The sequence below is a fragment of the Ensifer sp. LC163 genome, assembly GCF_001695855.1.
Taxonomy (GTDB): Bacteria; Pseudomonadota; Alphaproteobacteria; order Rhizobiales; family Rhizobiaceae; genus Ensifer.
The window spans coordinates 162,274-177,900 of record NZ_MBSS01000001.1 but is presented as its reverse complement, the minus strand read 5'-3'; the positions used below and the strand labels follow the sequence as shown (position 1 = coordinate 177,900).

General features: G+C 62.1%; 23 protein-coding genes and 1 tRNA gene. 16 read left to right on the top strand and 8 right to left on the bottom strand.

Annotated elements, in window-relative coordinates:
- Positions 1-179: 179 nt before the first annotated feature.
- Positions 180-1,097, top strand: coding sequence for a PhzF family phenazine biosynthesis protein (locus BC360_RS00940; protein ID WP_065793925.1), 918 nt, complete (start codon positions 180-182; stop codon positions 1,095-1,097).
- 351 nt (positions 1,098-1,448) lie between these two features.
- Positions 1,449-1,524: transfer RNA gene (locus BC360_RS00935), tRNA-Lys, on the top strand.
- An 87-nt stretch (positions 1,525-1,611) separates the two neighbouring features.
- Here the strand turns inward: BC360_RS00935 and BC360_RS00930 are convergent.
- Positions 1,612-2,043: a hypothetical protein gene (locus BC360_RS00930; protein ID WP_244512647.1), complete on the bottom strand. Its 432-nt coding sequence runs from the start codon at positions 2,041-2,043 to the stop codon at positions 1,612-1,614.
- Positions 2,044-2,139: 96 nt separating this feature from the next.
- Here BC360_RS00930 and BC360_RS00925 point away from each other — a divergent pair, with 96 nt between their 5' ends.
- Positions 2,140-2,379: a hypothetical protein gene (locus tag BC360_RS00925; RefSeq protein ID WP_065793923.1), complete on the top strand. Its 240-nt coding sequence runs from the start codon at positions 2,140-2,142 to the stop codon at positions 2,377-2,379.
- A gap of 379 nt (positions 2,380-2,758) precedes the next feature.
- Positions 2,759-3,055, top strand: coding sequence for a hypothetical protein (locus tag BC360_RS00920; protein WP_065786943.1), 297 nt, complete (start codon positions 2,759-2,761; stop codon positions 3,053-3,055).
- A gap of 91 nt (positions 3,056-3,146) precedes the next feature.
- Here the strand turns inward: BC360_RS00920 and BC360_RS00915 are convergent, their stop codons facing one another.
- Positions 3,147-3,506 carry a hypothetical protein gene (locus BC360_RS00915; protein WP_139109867.1) on the bottom strand — a complete coding sequence of 120 codons (360 nt, stop codon included), beginning with the start codon at positions 3,504-3,506 and terminating at the stop codon, positions 3,147-3,149.
- A 238-nt stretch (positions 3,507-3,744) separates the two neighbouring features.
- Here BC360_RS00915 and BC360_RS00910 point away from each other — a divergent pair, with 238 nt between their 5' ends.
- The 4 genes from BC360_RS00910 (at position 3,745) to BC360_RS00900 (ending at position 5,450) form a co-directional block, all read left to right on the top strand.
- Positions 3,745-4,065, top strand: a complete 321-nt coding sequence (locus BC360_RS00910; protein WP_065793922.1) for a hypothetical protein — start codon at positions 3,745-3,747, stop codon at positions 4,063-4,065.
- Between the two features lie 96 nt (positions 4,066-4,161).
- Positions 4,162-4,392 carry a BA14K family protein gene (locus BC360_RS32935; protein ID WP_083222371.1) on the top strand — a complete coding sequence of 77 codons (231 nt, stop codon included), beginning with the start codon at positions 4,162-4,164 and terminating at the stop codon, positions 4,390-4,392.
- A gap of 58 nt (positions 4,393-4,450) precedes the next feature.
- Complete coding sequence (locus tag BC360_RS00905) at positions 4,451-4,993, top strand: DUF6596 domain-containing protein (RefSeq protein WP_320416821.1); 543 nt, start codon at positions 4,451-4,453, stop codon at positions 4,991-4,993.
- Between the two features lie 94 nt (positions 4,994-5,087).
- Positions 5,088-5,450, top strand: a complete 363-nt coding sequence (locus tag BC360_RS00900; RefSeq protein ID WP_065786947.1) for an SPW repeat protein — start codon at positions 5,088-5,090, stop codon at positions 5,448-5,450.
- A gap of 542 nt (positions 5,451-5,992) precedes the next feature.
- Here BC360_RS00900 and BC360_RS00895 read toward each other — a convergent pair.
- Positions 5,993-6,655 (bottom strand): hypothetical protein, encoded by a 663-nt coding sequence (locus tag BC360_RS00895; RefSeq protein ID WP_065786948.1) that lies wholly within the window; start codon positions 6,653-6,655, stop codon positions 5,993-5,995.
- Positions 6,656-7,057: 402 nt separating this feature from the next.
- On the opposite strand from BC360_RS00895, the gene BC360_RS00890 reads away from it, so the two are divergent.
- Both BC360_RS00890 and BC360_RS00885 read left to right on the top strand, forming a co-directional pair.
- Positions 7,058-7,495: a c-type cytochrome gene (locus BC360_RS00890; protein ID WP_065793920.1), complete on the top strand. Its 438-nt coding sequence runs from the start codon at positions 7,058-7,060 to the stop codon at positions 7,493-7,495.
- A gap of 128 nt (positions 7,496-7,623) precedes the next feature.
- On the top strand, positions 7,624-8,025 hold the full coding sequence (locus tag BC360_RS00885) for a hypothetical protein (RefSeq protein ID WP_065793919.1): 402 nt from the start codon (positions 7,624-7,626) through the stop codon (positions 8,023-8,025).
- Positions 8,026-8,479: 454 nt separating this feature from the next.
- Here BC360_RS00885 and BC360_RS00880 read toward each other — a convergent pair whose 3' ends face one another.
- Positions 8,480-8,968, bottom strand: a complete 489-nt coding sequence (locus BC360_RS00880) for a hypothetical protein (protein ID WP_065786951.1) — start codon at positions 8,966-8,968, stop codon at positions 8,480-8,482.
- A gap of 276 nt (positions 8,969-9,244) precedes the next feature.
- Positions 9,245-9,649 carry a hypothetical protein gene (locus BC360_RS00875; protein ID WP_065786952.1) on the bottom strand — a complete coding sequence of 135 codons (405 nt, stop codon included), beginning with the start codon at positions 9,647-9,649 and terminating at the stop codon, positions 9,245-9,247.
- A 55-nt stretch (positions 9,650-9,704) separates the two neighbouring features.
- Here BC360_RS00875 and BC360_RS31260 point away from each other — a divergent pair, with 55 nt between their 5' ends.
- Positions 9,705-9,974 carry a hypothetical protein gene (locus tag BC360_RS31260; RefSeq protein ID WP_139109865.1) on the top strand — a complete coding sequence of 90 codons (270 nt, stop codon included), beginning with the start codon at positions 9,705-9,707 and terminating at the stop codon, positions 9,972-9,974.
- A gap of 156 nt (positions 9,975-10,130) precedes the next feature.
- Here the strand turns inward: BC360_RS31260 and BC360_RS00870 are convergent, their stop codons facing one another.
- Both BC360_RS00870 and BC360_RS00865 read right to left on the bottom strand, forming a co-directional pair.
- A complete protein-coding gene (locus BC360_RS00870) occupies positions 10,131-10,337 on the bottom strand; it encodes a hypothetical protein (protein ID WP_065793918.1) in 207 nt (68 codons plus the stop codon).
- Positions 10,337-10,774, bottom strand: coding sequence for a hypothetical protein (locus BC360_RS00865; RefSeq protein WP_065786958.1), 438 nt, complete (start codon positions 10,772-10,774; stop codon positions 10,337-10,339). The genes BC360_RS00870 and BC360_RS00865 overlap by 1 nt, the downstream gene beginning before the upstream one ends.
- Before the next feature lie 252 nt (positions 10,775-11,026).
- On the opposite strand from BC360_RS00865, the gene BC360_RS00860 reads away from it, so the two are divergent.
- Positions 11,027-11,275 (top strand): hypothetical protein, encoded by a 249-nt coding sequence (locus tag BC360_RS00860; RefSeq protein WP_065793917.1) that lies wholly within the window; start codon positions 11,027-11,029, stop codon positions 11,273-11,275.
- Positions 11,276-11,843: 568 nt separating this feature from the next.
- Here BC360_RS00860 and BC360_RS00855 read toward each other — a convergent pair.
- The gene (locus tag BC360_RS00855) at positions 11,844-12,533 is read right to left on the bottom strand and encodes a helix-turn-helix transcriptional regulator (protein ID WP_065786960.1); all 690 of its coding nucleotides are present in this window, start codon (positions 12,531-12,533) and stop codon (positions 11,844-11,846) included.
- Between the two features lie 175 nt (positions 12,534-12,708).
- Between BC360_RS00855 and BC360_RS32060 the strand changes: the two genes are divergently transcribed.
- The 4 genes from BC360_RS32060 (at position 12,709) to BC360_RS00835 (ending at position 15,507) form a co-directional block, all read left to right on the top strand.
- The gene (locus BC360_RS32060; RefSeq protein WP_161491349.1) at positions 12,709-12,879 is read left to right on the top strand and encodes a hypothetical protein; all 171 of its coding nucleotides are present in this window, start codon (positions 12,709-12,711) and stop codon (positions 12,877-12,879) included.
- A 739-nt stretch (positions 12,880-13,618) separates the two neighbouring features.
- Positions 13,619-14,296: a hypothetical protein gene (locus BC360_RS31250; RefSeq protein WP_139109863.1), complete on the top strand. Its 678-nt coding sequence runs from the start codon at positions 13,619-13,621 to the stop codon at positions 14,294-14,296.
- Positions 14,217-14,903, top strand: coding sequence for a hypothetical protein (locus tag BC360_RS00840; RefSeq protein WP_244512646.1), 687 nt, complete (start codon positions 14,217-14,219; stop codon positions 14,901-14,903). Before BC360_RS31250 ends, BC360_RS00840 begins: the two co-directional genes overlap by 80 nt.
- Complete coding sequence (locus BC360_RS00835) at positions 14,893-15,507, top strand: helix-turn-helix domain-containing protein (protein ID WP_065793914.1); 615 nt, start codon at positions 14,893-14,895, stop codon at positions 15,505-15,507. The genes BC360_RS00840 and BC360_RS00835 overlap by 11 nt, the downstream gene beginning before the upstream one ends.
- Positions 15,508-15,627 lie beyond the last annotated feature (120 nt).

Below are 15,627 nucleotides of genomic sequence, written 5' to 3'. Positions count from 1 at the left end.
TTACGGCTCCGAGGTGTGATTGGAAGCCCATGGCGGCAGCGTCTTCGGCTGGTTTTCGCCCGGTGCCGAGCGGGGTTCCCGACAGCGGTGAGCCCGGTGCGTGGCGGCGTTTTTACGCTTGCCGCCCGGGCGACGACATTGCAAGTTCGTGGCCGAACTATATTCGCAAGGGGAAATAAATGCCGCTCAGCTACGCGATCTACGATGTCTTCACGCAGAACCGGCTGGAGGGAAATCCGCTGGCCGTCGTCTTCGGCGCGGATACACTCGACGATCAGGCGATGCAGACGATCGCGCAGGAATTCAACCTTTCGGAGACGGTGTTCATCCGCCGGCCGGGCGGGGCGGCGCATACGGCGCGGCTGCGCATTTTCACGCCGGGACGCGAGCTTCCCTTTGCCGGACATCCGACCGTCGGCGCGGCAGTGGCGATCGCCGAAGCGGCGCACGGCAAGGCGGAGGACGGCGCCGATCTCGTGCAGGTGCTGGAGGAGAAGGTAGGGCCGGTGCGCTGCGCCGTGCGCATCAAGCCGGGCGAGGCGAGTTTTGCCGAATTCGACCTGCCGCGCAAATCCACGCGGCTCGACGCCCGCCTCGACAAGCAGGCGCTTGCCGACGCGCTGAGCCTCAAGCTCTCGCAGATCGGCTTCGAGAATCATGTGCCGTCGTTCTGGAGCGCCGGCGTCCCCTTCGTCATGGTGCCGATGCATGATGTCTCTGCGGCGGCTATCGTCGAATTCGATCCGCAGCGCTGGGAGCAGCTGGCGCCGCTGGCCGAAGGGCGGCTCGCGTCCGCCTATCTCTATTGTCGCGGCGGCATCAACCACACGGCGCGGTTCCACACCCGCATGTTTAAGTCCGAGATGGGCATTGCCGAGGATCCGGCAACCGGTGCGGCCGCCGCCGCTCTCTCCGGCGCCATCCACCATTTCGACCAGCTGGTCGACGGCCATCACCCGTTCCTGATCGAGCAGGGGGTGGAGATGGGCCGTCCGTCCTTCATCCACCTGCATCTCGACGTGGCGGGCGGCCAGATCAACACGGCGCGCATCGGCGGCCATGCGGTGAAGATCGCGGCCGGCGAGCTGTTGCTTTAGGTCCTGACCCTAAGGCGCTGCGCTGGGGCGGAATTGCTGAGCGCGCTTTGGATCCTTGCTGCCCTGCATGACTTTGTCCCGAAACCGCCGCACGCTTTCCGCCGGCACGCTTTCGCCGCAGGTGCCGCATCCCGGGTCGCGCTCTGAAACGACCACGTGTCGTTTCAGGGACTTAAGGTGGGCGCCCGAACGAAATTGGCGCGAGGAGCGGCAGACCCCTGTGGAAAAAGCCCGTTTTCGGCGCCGCCAAAATTTTTTCCAAAGAATTTTACAAAGGACGCTAGACAAGCCGAACGAACGCCTTTATACGCCCCTCCAGACCGCAGCGACAAACACCGAAGCGGTCCGGATGGGTGATTAGCTCAGTTGGTAGAGCAGCTGACTCTTAATCAGCGGGTCCACGGTTCGAGCCCGTGATCACCCACCAAAACTTCCTTAAGCCGCTGATTCATTTCCAAGTTTTCTGCTCTGCAAGATGTTGCCGGTTTCCAACGGATTGGAAACGGTTTCCAATTCACATTCCGTTCTTGTTCCGGAAAGCAGCCGGCTTGATCTCGCTCCAGCGGGCCTCCGTCAGCTTCATTGCATCCTTTGCCAATGACCACAACGCGACCTCGCGGCCGTAGTCCCGAACCATCTGCGCCGACATGCTGCAGATCGCCCCGACCTGGTTCTCGGTGCACCCAACTTCCAACAGATTGATCGCCGCATTTTTCCGCAGATCGTGGAAGACGATGCGCCCTTCGCGAAGCCGTTTGCACTGTTCTTTCGCCATCAGCTTCTGCCATTCAGTGCGAAAACCGTCGGCCGATTTGTAGGAGAGGGCCCGGCGCGGGCATCTGCCATCGACCTTTTTGCTGCGCCGGAACTCCTGACTTCCGGGGCAAGAGAACATCAAATTTGCCACATGAAACCAACTGATTGGTGGAACGGTTGCAGCGATCAAGCGTTATTCATGCCAGGCAGCGCGAGCCCGCAGGCAGAGGCTGCCTGGTATCTCGTCAGGCGGGGCTGAATCCCGACCGGAGATAGGAGCAACGCCATGAGAATTTCCACGAAGATGTCATGGGTCGCATTTGTCGTCACCTTTGCCGGGGCCACGGCACCGGCTTTTGCCGACAACTACTATTACGAGCCGGCACCCGGCGGCGTCTATGTCGATCGCATGCCGACGGGCAGTGTGTACGTGGAGCCGGTGCCGATGTACGGCGCTTACGGTTTTTATCGTCCGCCGGCACGGACTTTGGGTGACGCACGCGAACGCTACACGAACGAGTACTGAGGTGGCGGCGAAGGTGATTACTACCAGGGGATCACGCCCCCGGCACCAGTTCCCTGAGCGCCCGATCGTTCAGCATGAGGAAACGAGCAGTTGCGGCTCAGCCAGCCGAGAGCCCGTGCGAGGTTTGATGTAGAGTCGCCTCGATCACATGTGCGTTGCAGTCGACGCCCAGCTGGGACGGCCGTATCGGCCTCATCGATTGCCTCGTCCTCTGCCAGCTGGCTGATGAGGGCATCCGGCTAGATTGTTCTCAATGGTCGGGCACCAGCTTAGGCGTTTTTGCAGACAAGATGCGCAGAGCCGACTAGACCAGGTTGCATGCAGGCGGAAATCCGCGTGCTCCTTGACGCTCTGGTTGAGAAATGCGATAGGCTCTTCCATGGCGAGCAATCTGAGGCTGCATTGTAATCCGACAAATCTCGAGTTGGTGCGGGAAACGAGCCCAGAGGACGCTCGCGACTGGCTCTTCCAACAGCTTGGTGGTGTCCCGCAGCACATTGTCGAACGCTTTCCCGATCCCGAAATCGTGTTCGCGCCGCTGCTCGATGCCATGACGCCGGGGGATTCGCTATGGTTCTGCAGGAGCCAAAAAAAAGGCCCGCTGTATGGCGAAGCGGGTGTCGCTTTGGTCCGCGACGGGCAACCAATTCTCTACATGCGACTGTTGAATTACTAGGCGACTACGGCCGAGGCTTGCAATGAGCCGCGGGTATCGTGACGCCTTGCAGAAAGCGCGCCGCTGATGCCGCCGGTGCTCTGCTGCGCTACTACCTATCGACAGGCGGTTCGCTCCGTTCCGCATCCTCGACGACTTTGAATGGAAACGGGTCTGGCTGGCTGTTGATTTCGCTCATCGTCAGCCGGCCATCAGCCATGACGTTCAGAAAACGTCGGCAGACATCCTCTGCCTGGGCGGTTCGCGTCGAGAGCAATGCTCCTTCAACCTTGGCGTCCAGCAATTGCGGCATCAGCAATGGCCGGCAGATCTTGACCCACTCTTGCATGGCTCCGGGGCGCTTGATGAAAGACTCGGCGGCCCTCTTGAACTCGACATCCGTTATCTGCTTCGGGGCCGTTCTTGGGGCGAAGAGGTAGAGTGCGATCATGCATAACAACCCGATGATCATGCTGGCGGCCAGTAGACGGAAGTTCATCGCATGCTCATGTGGGAGAAGTTGCTTTTTCGGGCAAATATGTCAGCCGAGGCGTGTATTCAAGCGCCCGACCTACGTCTGCAACGTTCGCGATTGGCGTGGGATGCGGGCTACAGCCTGCATCAAGGGGCTGGGATGCGCGCCGCTCGGCATGTAAATCCGCACGCGAGCCATCTTGAAAATTCGCGGCGGTCGGATTACCGGATATCGCATGAAGATCGTCGCCGGAATTGCCTTCGCCGTTGCTGCCCTCTTGCTTGTTTCGTCCTGCAGCGAAACCGGCCCGTCCCGGGATGCCCGGGCCGGGGTAGAAAAGGCGCAACCGACCGGAAAAGCCAACACGAAGCCGGCCAGCGGCAAGAAGGGCAAGGCTGCAGCGGCGGCCGAGGCGCAGGCGCTGGCTGACGCGCGCAGCCCAAGACAGTGCAAGACGCCGAAGAAGCAGTGCAGCTATGGCGCGGGCCCGGCCGGCGAGCCCTGTTCCTGCTGGTCGAGCGAGGGCTCACCCGCAATGGGTGTGACCGTCAAGTAACACCGGCGCAATCCAGGAAAAGCATGGGGCGACACGGGGGCGATCGGAACCTGTCGCGCAACCGCTCAAGGCCCGTTCGACCTCTCCCAAACATCGATGACCACGTCGAGGTGCAGTGAGGCGCTCATCGGCGGCGCGATCAGCAGCCGGCAGCCCCAATATCGCGAACCCCAGCGCCGCGAACCCCGGTATCGTCCGGGCCCGAGCGACTATAGCTCGGCGCATGTCGACTGGTGCCTGTCGTGCTGTCGCACCTACCGGCCCTATGACAACACCTACGTTCCGAGGGCCGGCGTGAGAGCGCAGTGCATGTCGCCTTATTATTGACCGTGGGCCATCAAACGGTCTGTCCGACCCCGCCTGCCGTTTCCGGCCGGTGGGGTAAATCGAGGGGTGCCTCGCGCTCGTGCTGATCACCCATGCGCGCAGCCTGGCGCGCGTCGGCGGCGATGGTGTCACCGTGCCGCTTGCCCAACAGGACCGGATGAAATGGGACCGGGGGCAGATCGATGAGGGGCTTGGGCTGATCGATACCGCCATGCAGCGGCGCGCACCCGGGCCCTATCAGATCAAGGCCGCCATTGCCGCCTGCTACGTTCAGGGCGAAACGTCCGACTGGGCGCAGATCGTCTTGCTCTACGACAGCCTGCTGCGGCTGGAGCCGACGCCCGTCGTCCGGCTCAACCGGGCGGTGGCGCTTTGCGAGGCCGGGTGGCTGGAACCGGCGATGCGCTCGCTCGACGCGCTCGCCGGCGAGCTTCGGGACTACCAGCCCTACCACGCGGCACGGGCGGAACTGCTGTCGCGGATGGGGCAGGCCGAGGAAGCGGCCAGGGCCTATGCCATTGCCATCGCTCTCGCCAATTCGCCAGCCGATGCCGCCTTCCTGCGGCAGCGGGCAGAACGTCCTTTGCGAACAGCCACTTGAAGTTTCTACTTGCAACAACCATTTCGAATCCAGGGCGTGCAACTGCGCGCTGGCAGTAACGCCTTGGTGAAACTTCATTCGTGGAGGTTGTCAAATGGCGTACAATTTCATGGAAGGCAAAAGAGGGCAGGATTGGTGCAATCTTGCGCTGGCAGTGTGCCTTTTCCTTTCTCCCTGGGTGATCGGGTATAGCATGGAAACCGTTCCGGCTTGGAATGCCTGGATGGTTGGGCTTGCGCTTGGTGTGCTGGCCTACGCTACTCTCTCGGTCTTCGCAGAGTGGGAGGAGTGGGCCAATCTGGCGCTTGGGGCATGGCTGGTCGTGTCGCCCTGGGTGCTCGGCTATACGGCCAATATGAGCGTGATGTGGACGCATGCCGTCCTCGGGCTGCTCGTGGCCGCCGTGTCGGCCTGGGCGGTCTGGGCGCATCGCCACGATCCGCATGCGCATGCGTGAAAGAGCATCGTCAGGTAATCCATGGTGGCCCCAACGGGGCGCAAGCCGAAGGGTCCATCATGGATGAATGACGGGTTTGATCGAAGGGTGCTCAAGAGACTGATGGCACTTGCTTTCAGTTGAACTGATCGTTGTGTTCTCATGACTGCGTATCCGGGCTCCATATCTGGTCGGCCCTACTGCATGTTTTTGTCCTTAAATCGTCTCCGATTTAAGGACAAAAACATGCAGCGATTCAAAGTGCTACAGCGACCTTTGCGCGTCTGATAAGACGCGCGGCGCTGTAGGGCGGAGCAATGTTTTGCAGTGCCGGTTGGCCCGTAGGGCGGTGCAGGTTGGCCCCTAGAAATGAAATCGGAAAATCGCTGGAATGATAGACAGAGGGCGAGCGACGATGCCGGCTTTGCGTTGTCGCCGCGGTTCGGCTGCCGACTGCATAATTCCTTAAATCGGAGTCGGTTCAAGGAGGAAATTATGCAGCAAGTTTAAAGCGTTACAGCGTCCTTTGCTCGTCATGTTTGACGCGCGGCGCCGTGCCGGGTTTATGGGCAGCAGCCGAGGCGTTCGCTGGCGAGCCTGTAGATCGTGTCGGGAAGCTCGAAGACCTGTTGCGCGGTCTGCAACGCGGACCAGACGACGCTCCGGAAGTTTTCCGCGAACAGGGCGAGGAATGTCCCGATCGGTCCTTCCGCCAGCGGGCCGCGGATGCCGGCATGGCCGAGCGCCTCGTCGAGATGCTGCGACTGCTCGGCCGACATCTGCAGCACCTCGCCGGGCGTCAGGTCTTCAGGGTTGGGCATGCCGACACAGGCGAGCACGGTGGAAATCAGCAGTTTGCAGGCCTGCTTGCAGGCGCGGCAGGGCAGCGCGTCGGCGCCGCCGACGAAGGCGCCGCCAATGCGGGCGATGACGGCGCGGAACCGGCTGCCGGCCCGGGCGCGGATCTCCAGAAAAGCATCATAGGCGCGGCGGGCGGGGGGCATGACATAGAGCCGCACGCGATCGCCGAAGCCTTGGGCCAGGTTTTCGACATCCGGCCCGCGCAGCGTGAAGATGACGTCGCCGGCCAGGATCTCCAGAAGCAGAACGATATGGGAATCCTCGTCGTCGAAAAGGATGCGCTCGTCGATTTCGACCCTGCCTTCGCCAGCGAATTCCCGCACCTCTATCGTTGGCTCACGAATTTCGGTTCGTTGCAGAAACATTGCCGCCCCCAGGGTCGCAACCGGTGGGCGCATGGTACAGTGAGCAGCGGAATCGCGACATTAGCCTTATCTGAGTATTGCTGCGATGCGCTGACTAAGCCGGCGGAGTGACGCAACGGCAAGAGACATTTCTGCACTGCCCCGCGAGGTAGATCGCGTCCCCGGGAATGCCACGCGAGCGGGAGCTTTTGCCGAGCTTCGACTTTCCGTATTTCGGCGGCGACGGCGGGCATCGCCACGGATCATCTCGGCGGGTGACCAGTCCAGCCCACACAGCTCCGAGGGCGTTTCCTTTTGGCAATCACGGCTGAACTATTTGAAGTCGACACGAAAGCGTGAGTTGGGGTTGGATTCTTTGCGTGTATTTTAGTTGTCGCTTAACCGCAACAAGAGGGTTTGCTCATGAGAACGCTCATTCTTGCCATCGCCGCACTCGCGCTTACGGGCTCCACCGCCTTCGCTGACCCAATTGCAGACCGCAAGGCTATCATGAAGGAGCGCGGTAAACTGGTCGGCACCATCGCTCCCATGGTCAAGGGAGAAAAGCCGTTTGACGCCGCCGTTGCCATGGCCGCACTCCAAGGCCTTAGCGAGAATGCACAGAAATTCGACGCGGACGTCTTGTTTCCCGCAGGTAGTGAAACAGGAGACACGGCCGCCTTGCCGGCAATTTGGCAAGACATGGCCGCGTTCAAAGCGGTCGCCGAGAAACTCCGAGTGGATACGGCCGCTGCCGTAGCTGCCAATCCGCAGGATCTCGACGCATTGAAGACTCAGTTCAATGCGGTAACCACGAATTGCGGCGCCTGCCACGAGAAATTCCGAATGAAGAAAGAGTAGCAGCTACAAGCATACGAGCCTGCTCAAGTCGTCTTGGTCGAGGATGATGTCATGTAGGCTGTCGGCATCGTGGGCGCGGTCGGCGAATTTTCTGTCGCCTCCGTCAGCGAGATGATACGGACGCGCCCATGAACCAGACCTTATCTGCCGATCGCGCCTGCGGCACCTGCACGCTCTGTTGTCGGCTGCCGGATATCGATGCGTTGGCAAAACCGGCCAACGAATGGTGTGAGAATTGCGCCGAGGGACAGGGCTGCCGGATCTATGAGCGGCGGCCGCAGCTCTGCCGGGATTTTCTCTGTCTATGGATGACGGACGAAGGGCTCGGGCCCGAATGGGATCCGGCGCGTTCGCACATGATGATCTACCGGCAAGGGCCGCAGATCACGGTGCTCGTCGACCCGGACTTTCCCGATATCTGGAAACGCGAGCCCTATGCGCAGCAGCTTTCGAACTGGGCGCGTCAGCCGACGACAGCGGGGCAATATGTCATCGTCTTCGTCGGCGATGCGGTCTTCAAGGTTGATTAGAGCGTTTCAGTCGTAGACGGAGTCATGGAAGCGCTCTGTCTCTTTGTTTTTCGCATTTCCTACTGCATGTTTCCTTAAATCCTATCCGATTCAAGGATAAAAACATGCAGCAATTCAAGGTGCTACAGCGACCTTTGCGCGTCTGATAAGACGCGGCGCTGTAACGGAAAACCGCTTCGCACTTTGCCTGGAAATGCTCTGTGCCGCGGAAGAAAAAGCCCCGCGCGATGGCGGGGCAAGCAAGCACCCAAAATGGCTCAGGTGCGGGGAAGCGCAGTCCATAAAAGGAACGTACTGCGCGGTACGGTAAATACTATGCCGCCCTCGGGCTGGGGAAGGTCCGATTCGGCGATTCCGGTACGCCTGATGAAATAAATACGACAATGGACTTTGCCGGTCTGGCCGCGGGAGCCCGCACCATGGCTGCGGGCCGCCGGCTTGGGGCAGGTCGGGCCTATTCCAGCGTCGACAGTTCTTCGTCCCAGGCCTCGAGGCTGCCCAGGATCTCCCTCAGCGTCTCTCTTCCCTGCACCCAGAGGCCTTCCTCCGGGATGGGTTGGACGTCGCCACCGGCCGCCGCGATCGCGCTTCTGACCTCCTCCGGGCTTTCGCGCACATATTGGCGCTTTCCGCCGATATCGAGCGCCGAGCCGAGGCCGGGGACGTGGTGGTTGGGCGCAAGCGGCATCGGCCCCTTGGCCGCCTGTGCATTGATCCAGACCGGCGCGCCGAGGCGATGGGTGAAACGACAGAGGGACGGCAGCTCGGCCTTGACGGCGGCGGCGACCGCCGTCGCGTCCTCCTGGACGAAAAAGGTCTGGCCAGCATTGATCAGCGTGTTGCCGAGATCCTCGTCGAGGCGTGGATCCGTCTTGCGAATGCGCAGCACCTGGCTCGCGTCGAGATCCAGCGTGGTTCCACTTTTTCGCGCCAACCTGGTCATGCCAACCTCTCGAACAGACGCCTCCAGATTGCGCCAAGTTTCGGGAGGTGTCGAGTGGGCTGTGCCGGCGTGAAACGGCGCTAGTCCTTGTTTTTATTGCCGGACACGTTGAATTTACCGGCGCGCGCGTCACTCCGCAGGACCGGCAAGCAAAGATGGAGGTGGCGCGGCGCTGTAGAGCGTTTCCGGTTTAAACGGAACCGCAGAAACGCTCTATCTCTTTGTTTCCAAGCATTCCCTGAAGGAAAACCGCTTCGCGCTTTTCCTGGAAATGCTTTAGCGCGACGGCACTGCGGTCGGGCGCGAAACGGTCTCGCTGCTGCCGAAGATGATGGCCGCAAACAAGAGCACGCCGATGAAGATGATGATCGACGCGATGGCGACCACCGGCTCCAACTGCGGGCTGCCGGTGAGCATCAGGTACAGCGACGGCACCAGCACGGCGACGCCGGCGGTGTAGACGCAGTACTGGATCATCGCCAGGCGCTTCTGCGCCTTGGCGGGGTTCAGCGCGTGATAGCCACCGAAGATCGCCATCGTCACCCATCCCAGCAGGTTTGCGTGGGCATGGGCGCCGATCGCGCTGTGATCATGACCGATGGCCATGTGCAGGCCCATGGATATGCCGATGATCAGAAAGATGATCGCGGTCTTGAAATACAATTGTGCTAGACGCGGCATGGAGTAACTCCCCTCTGTTCCTGCCCCGCTTGATTATTAGCATTTTCGCAGATGAATGCTGCCTGCCTTTATTGGGTATTTTATATTGGGTATTTTGGGGCGGTTGCGAGGTCATGACCATTTCGATGAACCCGTTTCCGAAGAAATGGTAGGCCAGCACACCATAGGCACCGACAGACTTATCCGTTTCGGCCACATGGCAGTACCCTGCCTCAATCCAGGACCTGATATGACCCCGTCGCTCCGGATCGTCAGCCGCGATGGTATCGAGGGCGACCAAGCTGTCGTAGTCGGCGATGGTGGCGTTTCTGATTTTCATCAGTGAATCCAGATGCAATCGGGCCGAGGCGTCATGAAAGATTTGCCCAAGAGTGGTTGCCAAGAGTGTCTAGGGTCAGGACCTAGCTTTAAGCGGCCAGCGCCCACTTTGCCATGGCGGATTTTCCGATCCTGACATCCTGCAATAGGTGCGAGAGAGCGATCAGCGCCGCGCCGCCTCCGGCTGGCGGGCGGTGGCGGCGGCAAGGGCGGCGCGCTTGCGGGCGGCCATCTCGTTGAAAGGGGCAAGGCCCATGCGCTCGATATAGGCAGCGATGGCTGCCTCCACACCCTTGTCGTTGCCGGTATCCGTTTGCCAGAAGGCCTCCATGGCGGCAAACAGCGCTGACTTGTCGAGCGCGATATCCATCAGGGCCGGGCTCCGAACTGCTGGCGGTGATTGAGCGTGCCGTGGCCGGGCTGGCCGAAGGGGCGGGCCTGCTCGAAACCGCCATGCGGGGCCTCGAAATCCGCGCACCAGCGTTCCCAGGCTTGAGACGTGCGCACGAAGGCGGGCAGCAGGTGTTCGTCATCCGGCGTGCGATCGAAATCGTCGAGCCAGGCGTCGGCGACGGTCTCGGAAATATCTTCGCCGTGCAGCGCGTCGAGGTCGAAGCGGATGAGTTTTGTGGTGTGCTCGCCGTCATGGGTCTTCAGCCAATCGGCGGCAGTGGCGAAGATGGTGCCGAAGCAATCGCTTTCTTCGATGAAATGGCCGCGCCCAAGCGTGGTGACCGCGAGGATGATCTCGCGGCTCTGGATGAAAGGGGCTGCAAACGTGGCTTTCCGTGCCGGTGTCACTGTCATGCCTTCTCCCTGGCGAAGCCGACGGAGCCGGGAGCCGGCACGAGCCTCAAGACGCGTTGCCGGATCCGGCTTTCCCTGTTTTCAACTGATGACCGAATGATAGGAAAAATCCTATATAATGGTCAATAGGAAAAATATCTTCGGCAGGATTTTTCTGACTGAGCTGTCGATATCTCTTTATTTGTTCTTGTTTTGTTCGACTGATTGAGTCAGCTTAGGCCTGCCATTGCAGATGGCAGAGAGGAGCATGACATGGTCACATACTTCGTCGTTCAGAGCTTCACGCGGGGGAATAGGGGCGCCTTGCTCGCCGATATCCCAGTGCAGGCGACAGGGGCCGACCACGCGCTCAGGCTGGCCGAAAGGCTGGCATCGACCAAGGTGGGCGTTGTCGCATTCAGCCGGGCAGGGGATCTGTCGACCGGCGAATTCGAGGATGTGACCATCCTTTTCATCGGCGGCGACCTGCCGTCTGACGTGCAGGACGTCATGGCCGCATAGATGTGTGCGGCAACGCAGTGAGGTAAATCTGTGCGGCGGTGTCGTGTCGGTTCGCATCGCCGGTGTTGTCAGGTCGTGCGCGACGAGGCGGTATTGGCATGGGGTGCGCCGTCAGTGGCTCGGCGCAATACCAGCCTGCGCTGCTGTAAGGGGTGCTCGAGCTTCGTGCTCGTCCGCGCGCTCTGTAGCGCCGTCGCCTAAAGCGCGTCGCGACCTCTAGGATTCGCTTACTGCGCTTTAAGCTCTTGTTCTTGCGCATGTCGTTGTCGCAAAACCGCTGCGCACTTTTGCGCGACATGCTTGAGTTATGCTGATGAAAAACCGTGGCCCGAGAGCCCGTCGGTTCTCGGGCTTATTGTTTGGTGCGCGCATACCTGGAATGGCGCGCGGCGGATCGGCGGGATCTGCTGCATCTTGCTGCCGGTCACGTCGACATTGGCAGCTTTCGCTGCCTGATCGGTGCCTGACGTAGGATCAGGTGTTGCGTCGACGCGATAAATATTTTGTTTTTCAAATGGTTATGGTGTTGCTCTGCGGTGCTGCCACTGAGCTGTGATGCCAGGCGGCGTCAGCGGGCGCTGTATTTGCCGACGACCCGATGGCAGAACGACCATTCCACCCGGCTCTCGGTGAATTCCAGGTAGGGATTGTACTGCTTCAGCGTCCATTCCCGGTCGTTGAACGAAACGAGGCGCTTGATGATCGCCTCGGCATCGTTGGCGGGCGGCACGTGATAGAGCACGACGTCCTTGTCGCGGGCGGGCGGCAGGTGCGGATGCACCAGGGCCATGTCGCCGGGCTCATAGGCCGGGATCATCGAGGTGCCGGTGAGGTAAATGCCATAGGCGCCCTTGACGCCTTCGAGCACCGAGGGGCGCTTGACGTATTCAACGGCATCGAAGGTGACGATCACATGGCCGTCGCCGCCCTGGGCGGCGACGAAGATCGGCAGATCGCGATGGCCGACGAGCTGCTCGCCGGGAACGATCTGAGGATTGAAGCCGGTGGGGCTGCGGGGCTGGCTGGCCTCGCCCGCGTCCGGCGTCGCGCTGATCAGGTCGGTGATCGTGCGGACGTCGCGCTCGCGCAGTTCGCGCGGGCTCTCGCGCTCGACGAACTGCTGGATATAGGCGTGGTTTTTCCCGATCGCGATAGACAGATCCTTGTAGGTCGTCTTCTTCGCGTCGACTGCTTCCCGGATAAGGTGCCGCAATTGATCCATCGGAATGGCATCCCAGATTTCGTTTCCTGCGTCCAATAGGATTTTTCCTCTTGATAAAGCGACGGGATCCTATTATTGATAGGATATGAACGGAAACAAGCAGTCAATCGCTTCTTACGGGACCGGGTTTTCCGGATGCCGCTCCGACCCGGAGCGGGCCGGCCATGGACGAGGCGTTCGCGTCGGTGTGGCGAGACAGGAGGAAATACTGATGTTCGGCCCGACTGTCGTCATTGCCCTTGCCGGTGGTTTGCCGCCGCCGGCTGAAGGCGAGGAGGGGGACGCTCCCTCGTTCACCCCTTGGGTGAAGGGGCGAGGGGCCAAGGAATTGTGGGGCGTTCGCTTCGTCGGCAACGACGGGCGAGGCCATAGACGAGACTGATCGTCGCCCTCCTGCCTGGTTGCCCGATCGGTTCGGTGTGGGTGACATGTGGCGCGTTGGCAGCGTCCGTTGCGTGCCGACCCGGCACGCGGGCGCAGCCGCGGCGGCGATCACAGCGAGGGGCTGCTGCCCACCTCCTCCCCGGTGGCCCCTCGCTTCCATTTCGGCGCCGGCAAGCCGTTTCTGACGCATGCCCCCGATGATCGCACGCGATCTCGGTGCGTGATCATGCGCGGGTTCGAAAGGACCCGCCTCGGCGAAGTATGAGCGGGGTTCGGGCGGCTTGCCGGCGAGAGCGCGGGGAAAACCAGAACAGGTGCAGCGCACGTGGAGACCGATCGTCGATTCAGGCGAGGCGAACCCGTGCGGCCATTCTTGCGGAGACGACGTCATGCCTGTTGTGAATTTGCAGAGAATTTTCTGTGCGCCATACCCCTCGGCAGAAGAAGGCGTGGCGGAGTGCGCCAACGGCTCGACCTCTCGTTCGTGCCGGGGCAAGCGCGGCCGGCGCGACGTGGCTGTGCGATCTTCGCGATGGGGCAGTGTGCTTGCTGCTGTTGTGCGGGGGGATTGTTGTGCGTTTTCGCCGGTGGCAGTGGTCCTGGCGAGGCGCGTCCCGCTCGCTCGACGGTGCTCGTGTGCGGGCCGGATCAACAGATTTGTGCAGCAGCTCTTGCCGCGGCGGCAAGCCGGTTGCTTCGGCCGCGTGGCGCTCGCCTTGACGGTCGAGGTCTAGGCGATGCGGATCACGTTGATCGTCGAGGCTCTGGTTCTATGCGGCGCGACGCCGGAAATGATCCTGTGCGCCGTGCGCGCGGCGGAAGCCGGTCAGCAATCGGACATCGAAAAGCGTCGGGCGAGCGATCGCGAACGGCAACAGCGCCGCCGCGCTCACGTGACGTCACGAGCCGTCACGGCGACGGTGCCCCTCTCTGATAAAGAAAGGTCCCCCACACCCCCTAAAGAAATTAACTCTCCCGACAACACCCAAGCCCCCGCGCCATCGCGCAAGACCCAGGCCCCTGCGCCATCGCGCCTTGTGCCAGGCGGCAGGCGGGCCATGCGCCTTCCCGAGCAATTCGAGCCGGACCGCGATTTTGCCATCCGGCTGGGCTTCGGCGCGGCGGAGACGGAGCTGGAGCTTGAAAAATTCCGCGACTACTGGACGGCAAAATCCGGACGGGACGCGGCCAAGCTCGACTGGCTCGCCACCTGGCGCAACTGGATGCGCAACGCCGCAAGGCCGCGCAGCAGTCACCGGCCGCAGGCGCCGCCACGCGAAAGCGCCTTTGCCCGCCACCAGCGGGAATGCCGACAAGCGATAGAGCGAGAACTGAATGGAAACCGAGACAATGACGACCTTATCAACACGCAACCGACTTTCGACCTTGAGCCGGGAGATTACCGCGCTCACTGACCGGCTGGCGCCGGCAAGCGACGATGCGATCCTGCGCAGCCTCAACGCGATGCAGACCGCCGGCATGACCATGCCGCAGGGCATCGACCCTGGGAAGCTTCTACCGGTTTACCGATATGCGCTGGCAGGGGTGCCTGCCTGCGGGCTTTCAGCGGCGACGCAGAAGCTGATCCGCGGCGACTATGCCGCCAACGCCAACGTGCTTCTGGGCACCATTCCCAAGCCCCCGGTGCTGGCGGCGCTGGCCAAGAGCGAGGCGGCGGCGACCCGCGCCGAGCTGGCCCGCAGACGCGACCTCGCCGAGGCGCTGAATCCGACATTGAACGTGGCCGAGCGCTCGCCCGAGATCCGCGAGCGGGTGAGGGTGCGGCTTCGGCAGTTTCGCGCCGAGCACACCGCCGCCAAGGCGGTAGCGCCCATGCCGGGGGAAACGCCTTCGGTCGAGCGGGCCGGCGCGCTGGCCCGGATGCTCGACCTTCCCGATACCGCCGATGTCACGAACGAGCAGCGCGCCTTTCGGGTGAGGCTGGAGCGCGACACGGCCCACCGCGCAGGGCGCGGTGCGGCAACAAATTTCACCATGGAGGGGACGAGCGATGCAGCCTGAAACGAGACATTCGACGATGCAATTGGCGGGACTGCGCGCCCTGGATGGAGCCGCAAGGGATGGAACCGCAAGCGATGCGATCGCCGCCCACGGCGGACATGGCAGGCCGAGTGCCGGGTGGGCACCGGACGTCCTGCAGATCGCAGGCGGTGCGGCGACCGCCAGTGCCGGGCAGGACGAACCACAGCAGGTCCCGACGCCTGACGAACTGCTCGGCGCGCTGAGCGCGCATGTGAAGGCGCAGCGCTTGCGGGTGCTGGAGCTGGAGCTTGCGCTTGCCGATGCCGAAGCGCGCATCCTTTCGCAGGCGCAATTGCTCTGCGGCACGGGCGCTGGCGGCGAGGGCGGTCTCTTCAGCCGTCGGCCGGTGCGCGAAATCGTCGAGGAGGTGCTGCTTGCCTATCCCGGCATCGGCTGGGCCGATGTGATCGGGGTTCGCCGGGAGCGCCGGCTGGTGGAGCCGCGCCATCGCTGCATGGCGGCGGTCTACGACGAGCGCGAGGACCTGTCGCTGCCGGCGCTCGGCCGCATCTTCCGGCGCGACCACACCTCGGTGCTGCACGCGGTCAACAAGGGCAGGGCGAAGCGATGTGCCGGAACCTGAGCGCTACGACCGAAGGGTCATGGCCAGGGGCAGGGGCGATCATGATCGGTGGCGATGGGACGGTCGGCCTTGGGTGGCGGATCGTCGTGGTTGCGAGCCGCAAGGGAAAGGCGGCGTGTG

Excerpts from the sequence above, each read along its gene's own strand:
- BC360_RS00920 (WP_065786943.1), top strand. The coding sequence starts at position 2,759 with ATGGCGAGCAATCTGAGGCTGCATTGTAATCCGACAAATCTCGAGTTG.
- BC360_RS00895 (WP_065786948.1), bottom strand. The coding sequence starts at position 6,655 with ATGTTTCTGCAACGAACCGAAATTCGTGAGCCAACGATAGAGGTGCGG.
- BC360_RS00940 (WP_065793925.1), top strand. The coding sequence starts at position 180 with ATGCCGCTCAGCTACGCGATCTACGATGTCTTCACGCAGAACCGGCTG.
- BC360_RS31260 (WP_139109865.1), top strand. The coding sequence starts at position 9,705 with ATGCTGCCTGCCTTTATTGGGTATTTTATATTGGGTATTTTGGGGCGG.
- BC360_RS32060 (WP_161491349.1), top strand. The coding sequence starts at position 12,709 with ATGTTCGGCCCGACTGTCGTCATTGCCCTTGCCGGTGGTTTGCCGCCG.
- BC360_RS00875 (WP_065786952.1), bottom strand. The coding sequence starts at position 9,649 with ATGCCGCGTCTAGCACAATTGTATTTCAAGACCGCGATCATCTTTCTG.
- BC360_RS00870 (WP_065793918.1), bottom strand. The coding sequence starts at position 10,337 with ATGGATATCGCGCTCGACAAGTCAGCGCTGTTTGCCGCCATGGAGGCC.
- BC360_RS00915 (WP_139109867.1), bottom strand. The coding sequence starts at position 3,506 with ATGATCATCGGGTTGTTATGCATGATCGCACTCTACCTCTTCGCCCCA.
- BC360_RS00840 (WP_244512646.1), top strand. The coding sequence starts at position 14,217 with ATGGAAACCGAGACAATGACGACCTTATCAACACGCAACCGACTTTCG.
- BC360_RS32935 (WP_083222371.1), top strand. The coding sequence starts at position 4,162 with ATGACCACGTCGAGGTGCAGTGAGGCGCTCATCGGCGGCGCGATCAGC.
- BC360_RS00865 (WP_065786958.1), bottom strand. The coding sequence starts at position 10,774 with ATGACAGTGACACCGGCACGGAAAGCCACGTTTGCAGCCCCTTTCATC.
- BC360_RS00890 (WP_065793920.1), top strand. The coding sequence starts at position 7,058 with ATGAGAACGCTCATTCTTGCCATCGCCGCACTCGCGCTTACGGGCTCC.
- BC360_RS00880 (WP_065786951.1), bottom strand. The coding sequence starts at position 8,968 with ATGACCAGGTTGGCGCGAAAAAGTGGAACCACGCTGGATCTCGACGCG.
- BC360_RS00885 (WP_065793919.1), top strand. The coding sequence starts at position 7,624 with ATGAACCAGACCTTATCTGCCGATCGCGCCTGCGGCACCTGCACGCTC.
- BC360_RS00860 (WP_065793917.1), top strand. The coding sequence starts at position 11,027 with ATGGTCACATACTTCGTCGTTCAGAGCTTCACGCGGGGGAATAGGGGC.
- BC360_RS00900 (WP_065786947.1), top strand. The coding sequence starts at position 5,088 with ATGGCGTACAATTTCATGGAAGGCAAAAGAGGGCAGGATTGGTGCAAT.
- BC360_RS00910 (WP_065793922.1), top strand. The coding sequence starts at position 3,745 with ATGAAGATCGTCGCCGGAATTGCCTTCGCCGTTGCTGCCCTCTTGCTT.
- BC360_RS00835 (WP_065793914.1), top strand. The coding sequence starts at position 14,893 with ATGCAGCCTGAAACGAGACATTCGACGATGCAATTGGCGGGACTGCGC.
- BC360_RS00925 (WP_065793923.1), top strand. The coding sequence starts at position 2,140 with ATGAGAATTTCCACGAAGATGTCATGGGTCGCATTTGTCGTCACCTTT.
- BC360_RS31250 (WP_139109863.1), top strand. The coding sequence starts at position 13,619 with ATGCGGATCACGTTGATCGTCGAGGCTCTGGTTCTATGCGGCGCGACG.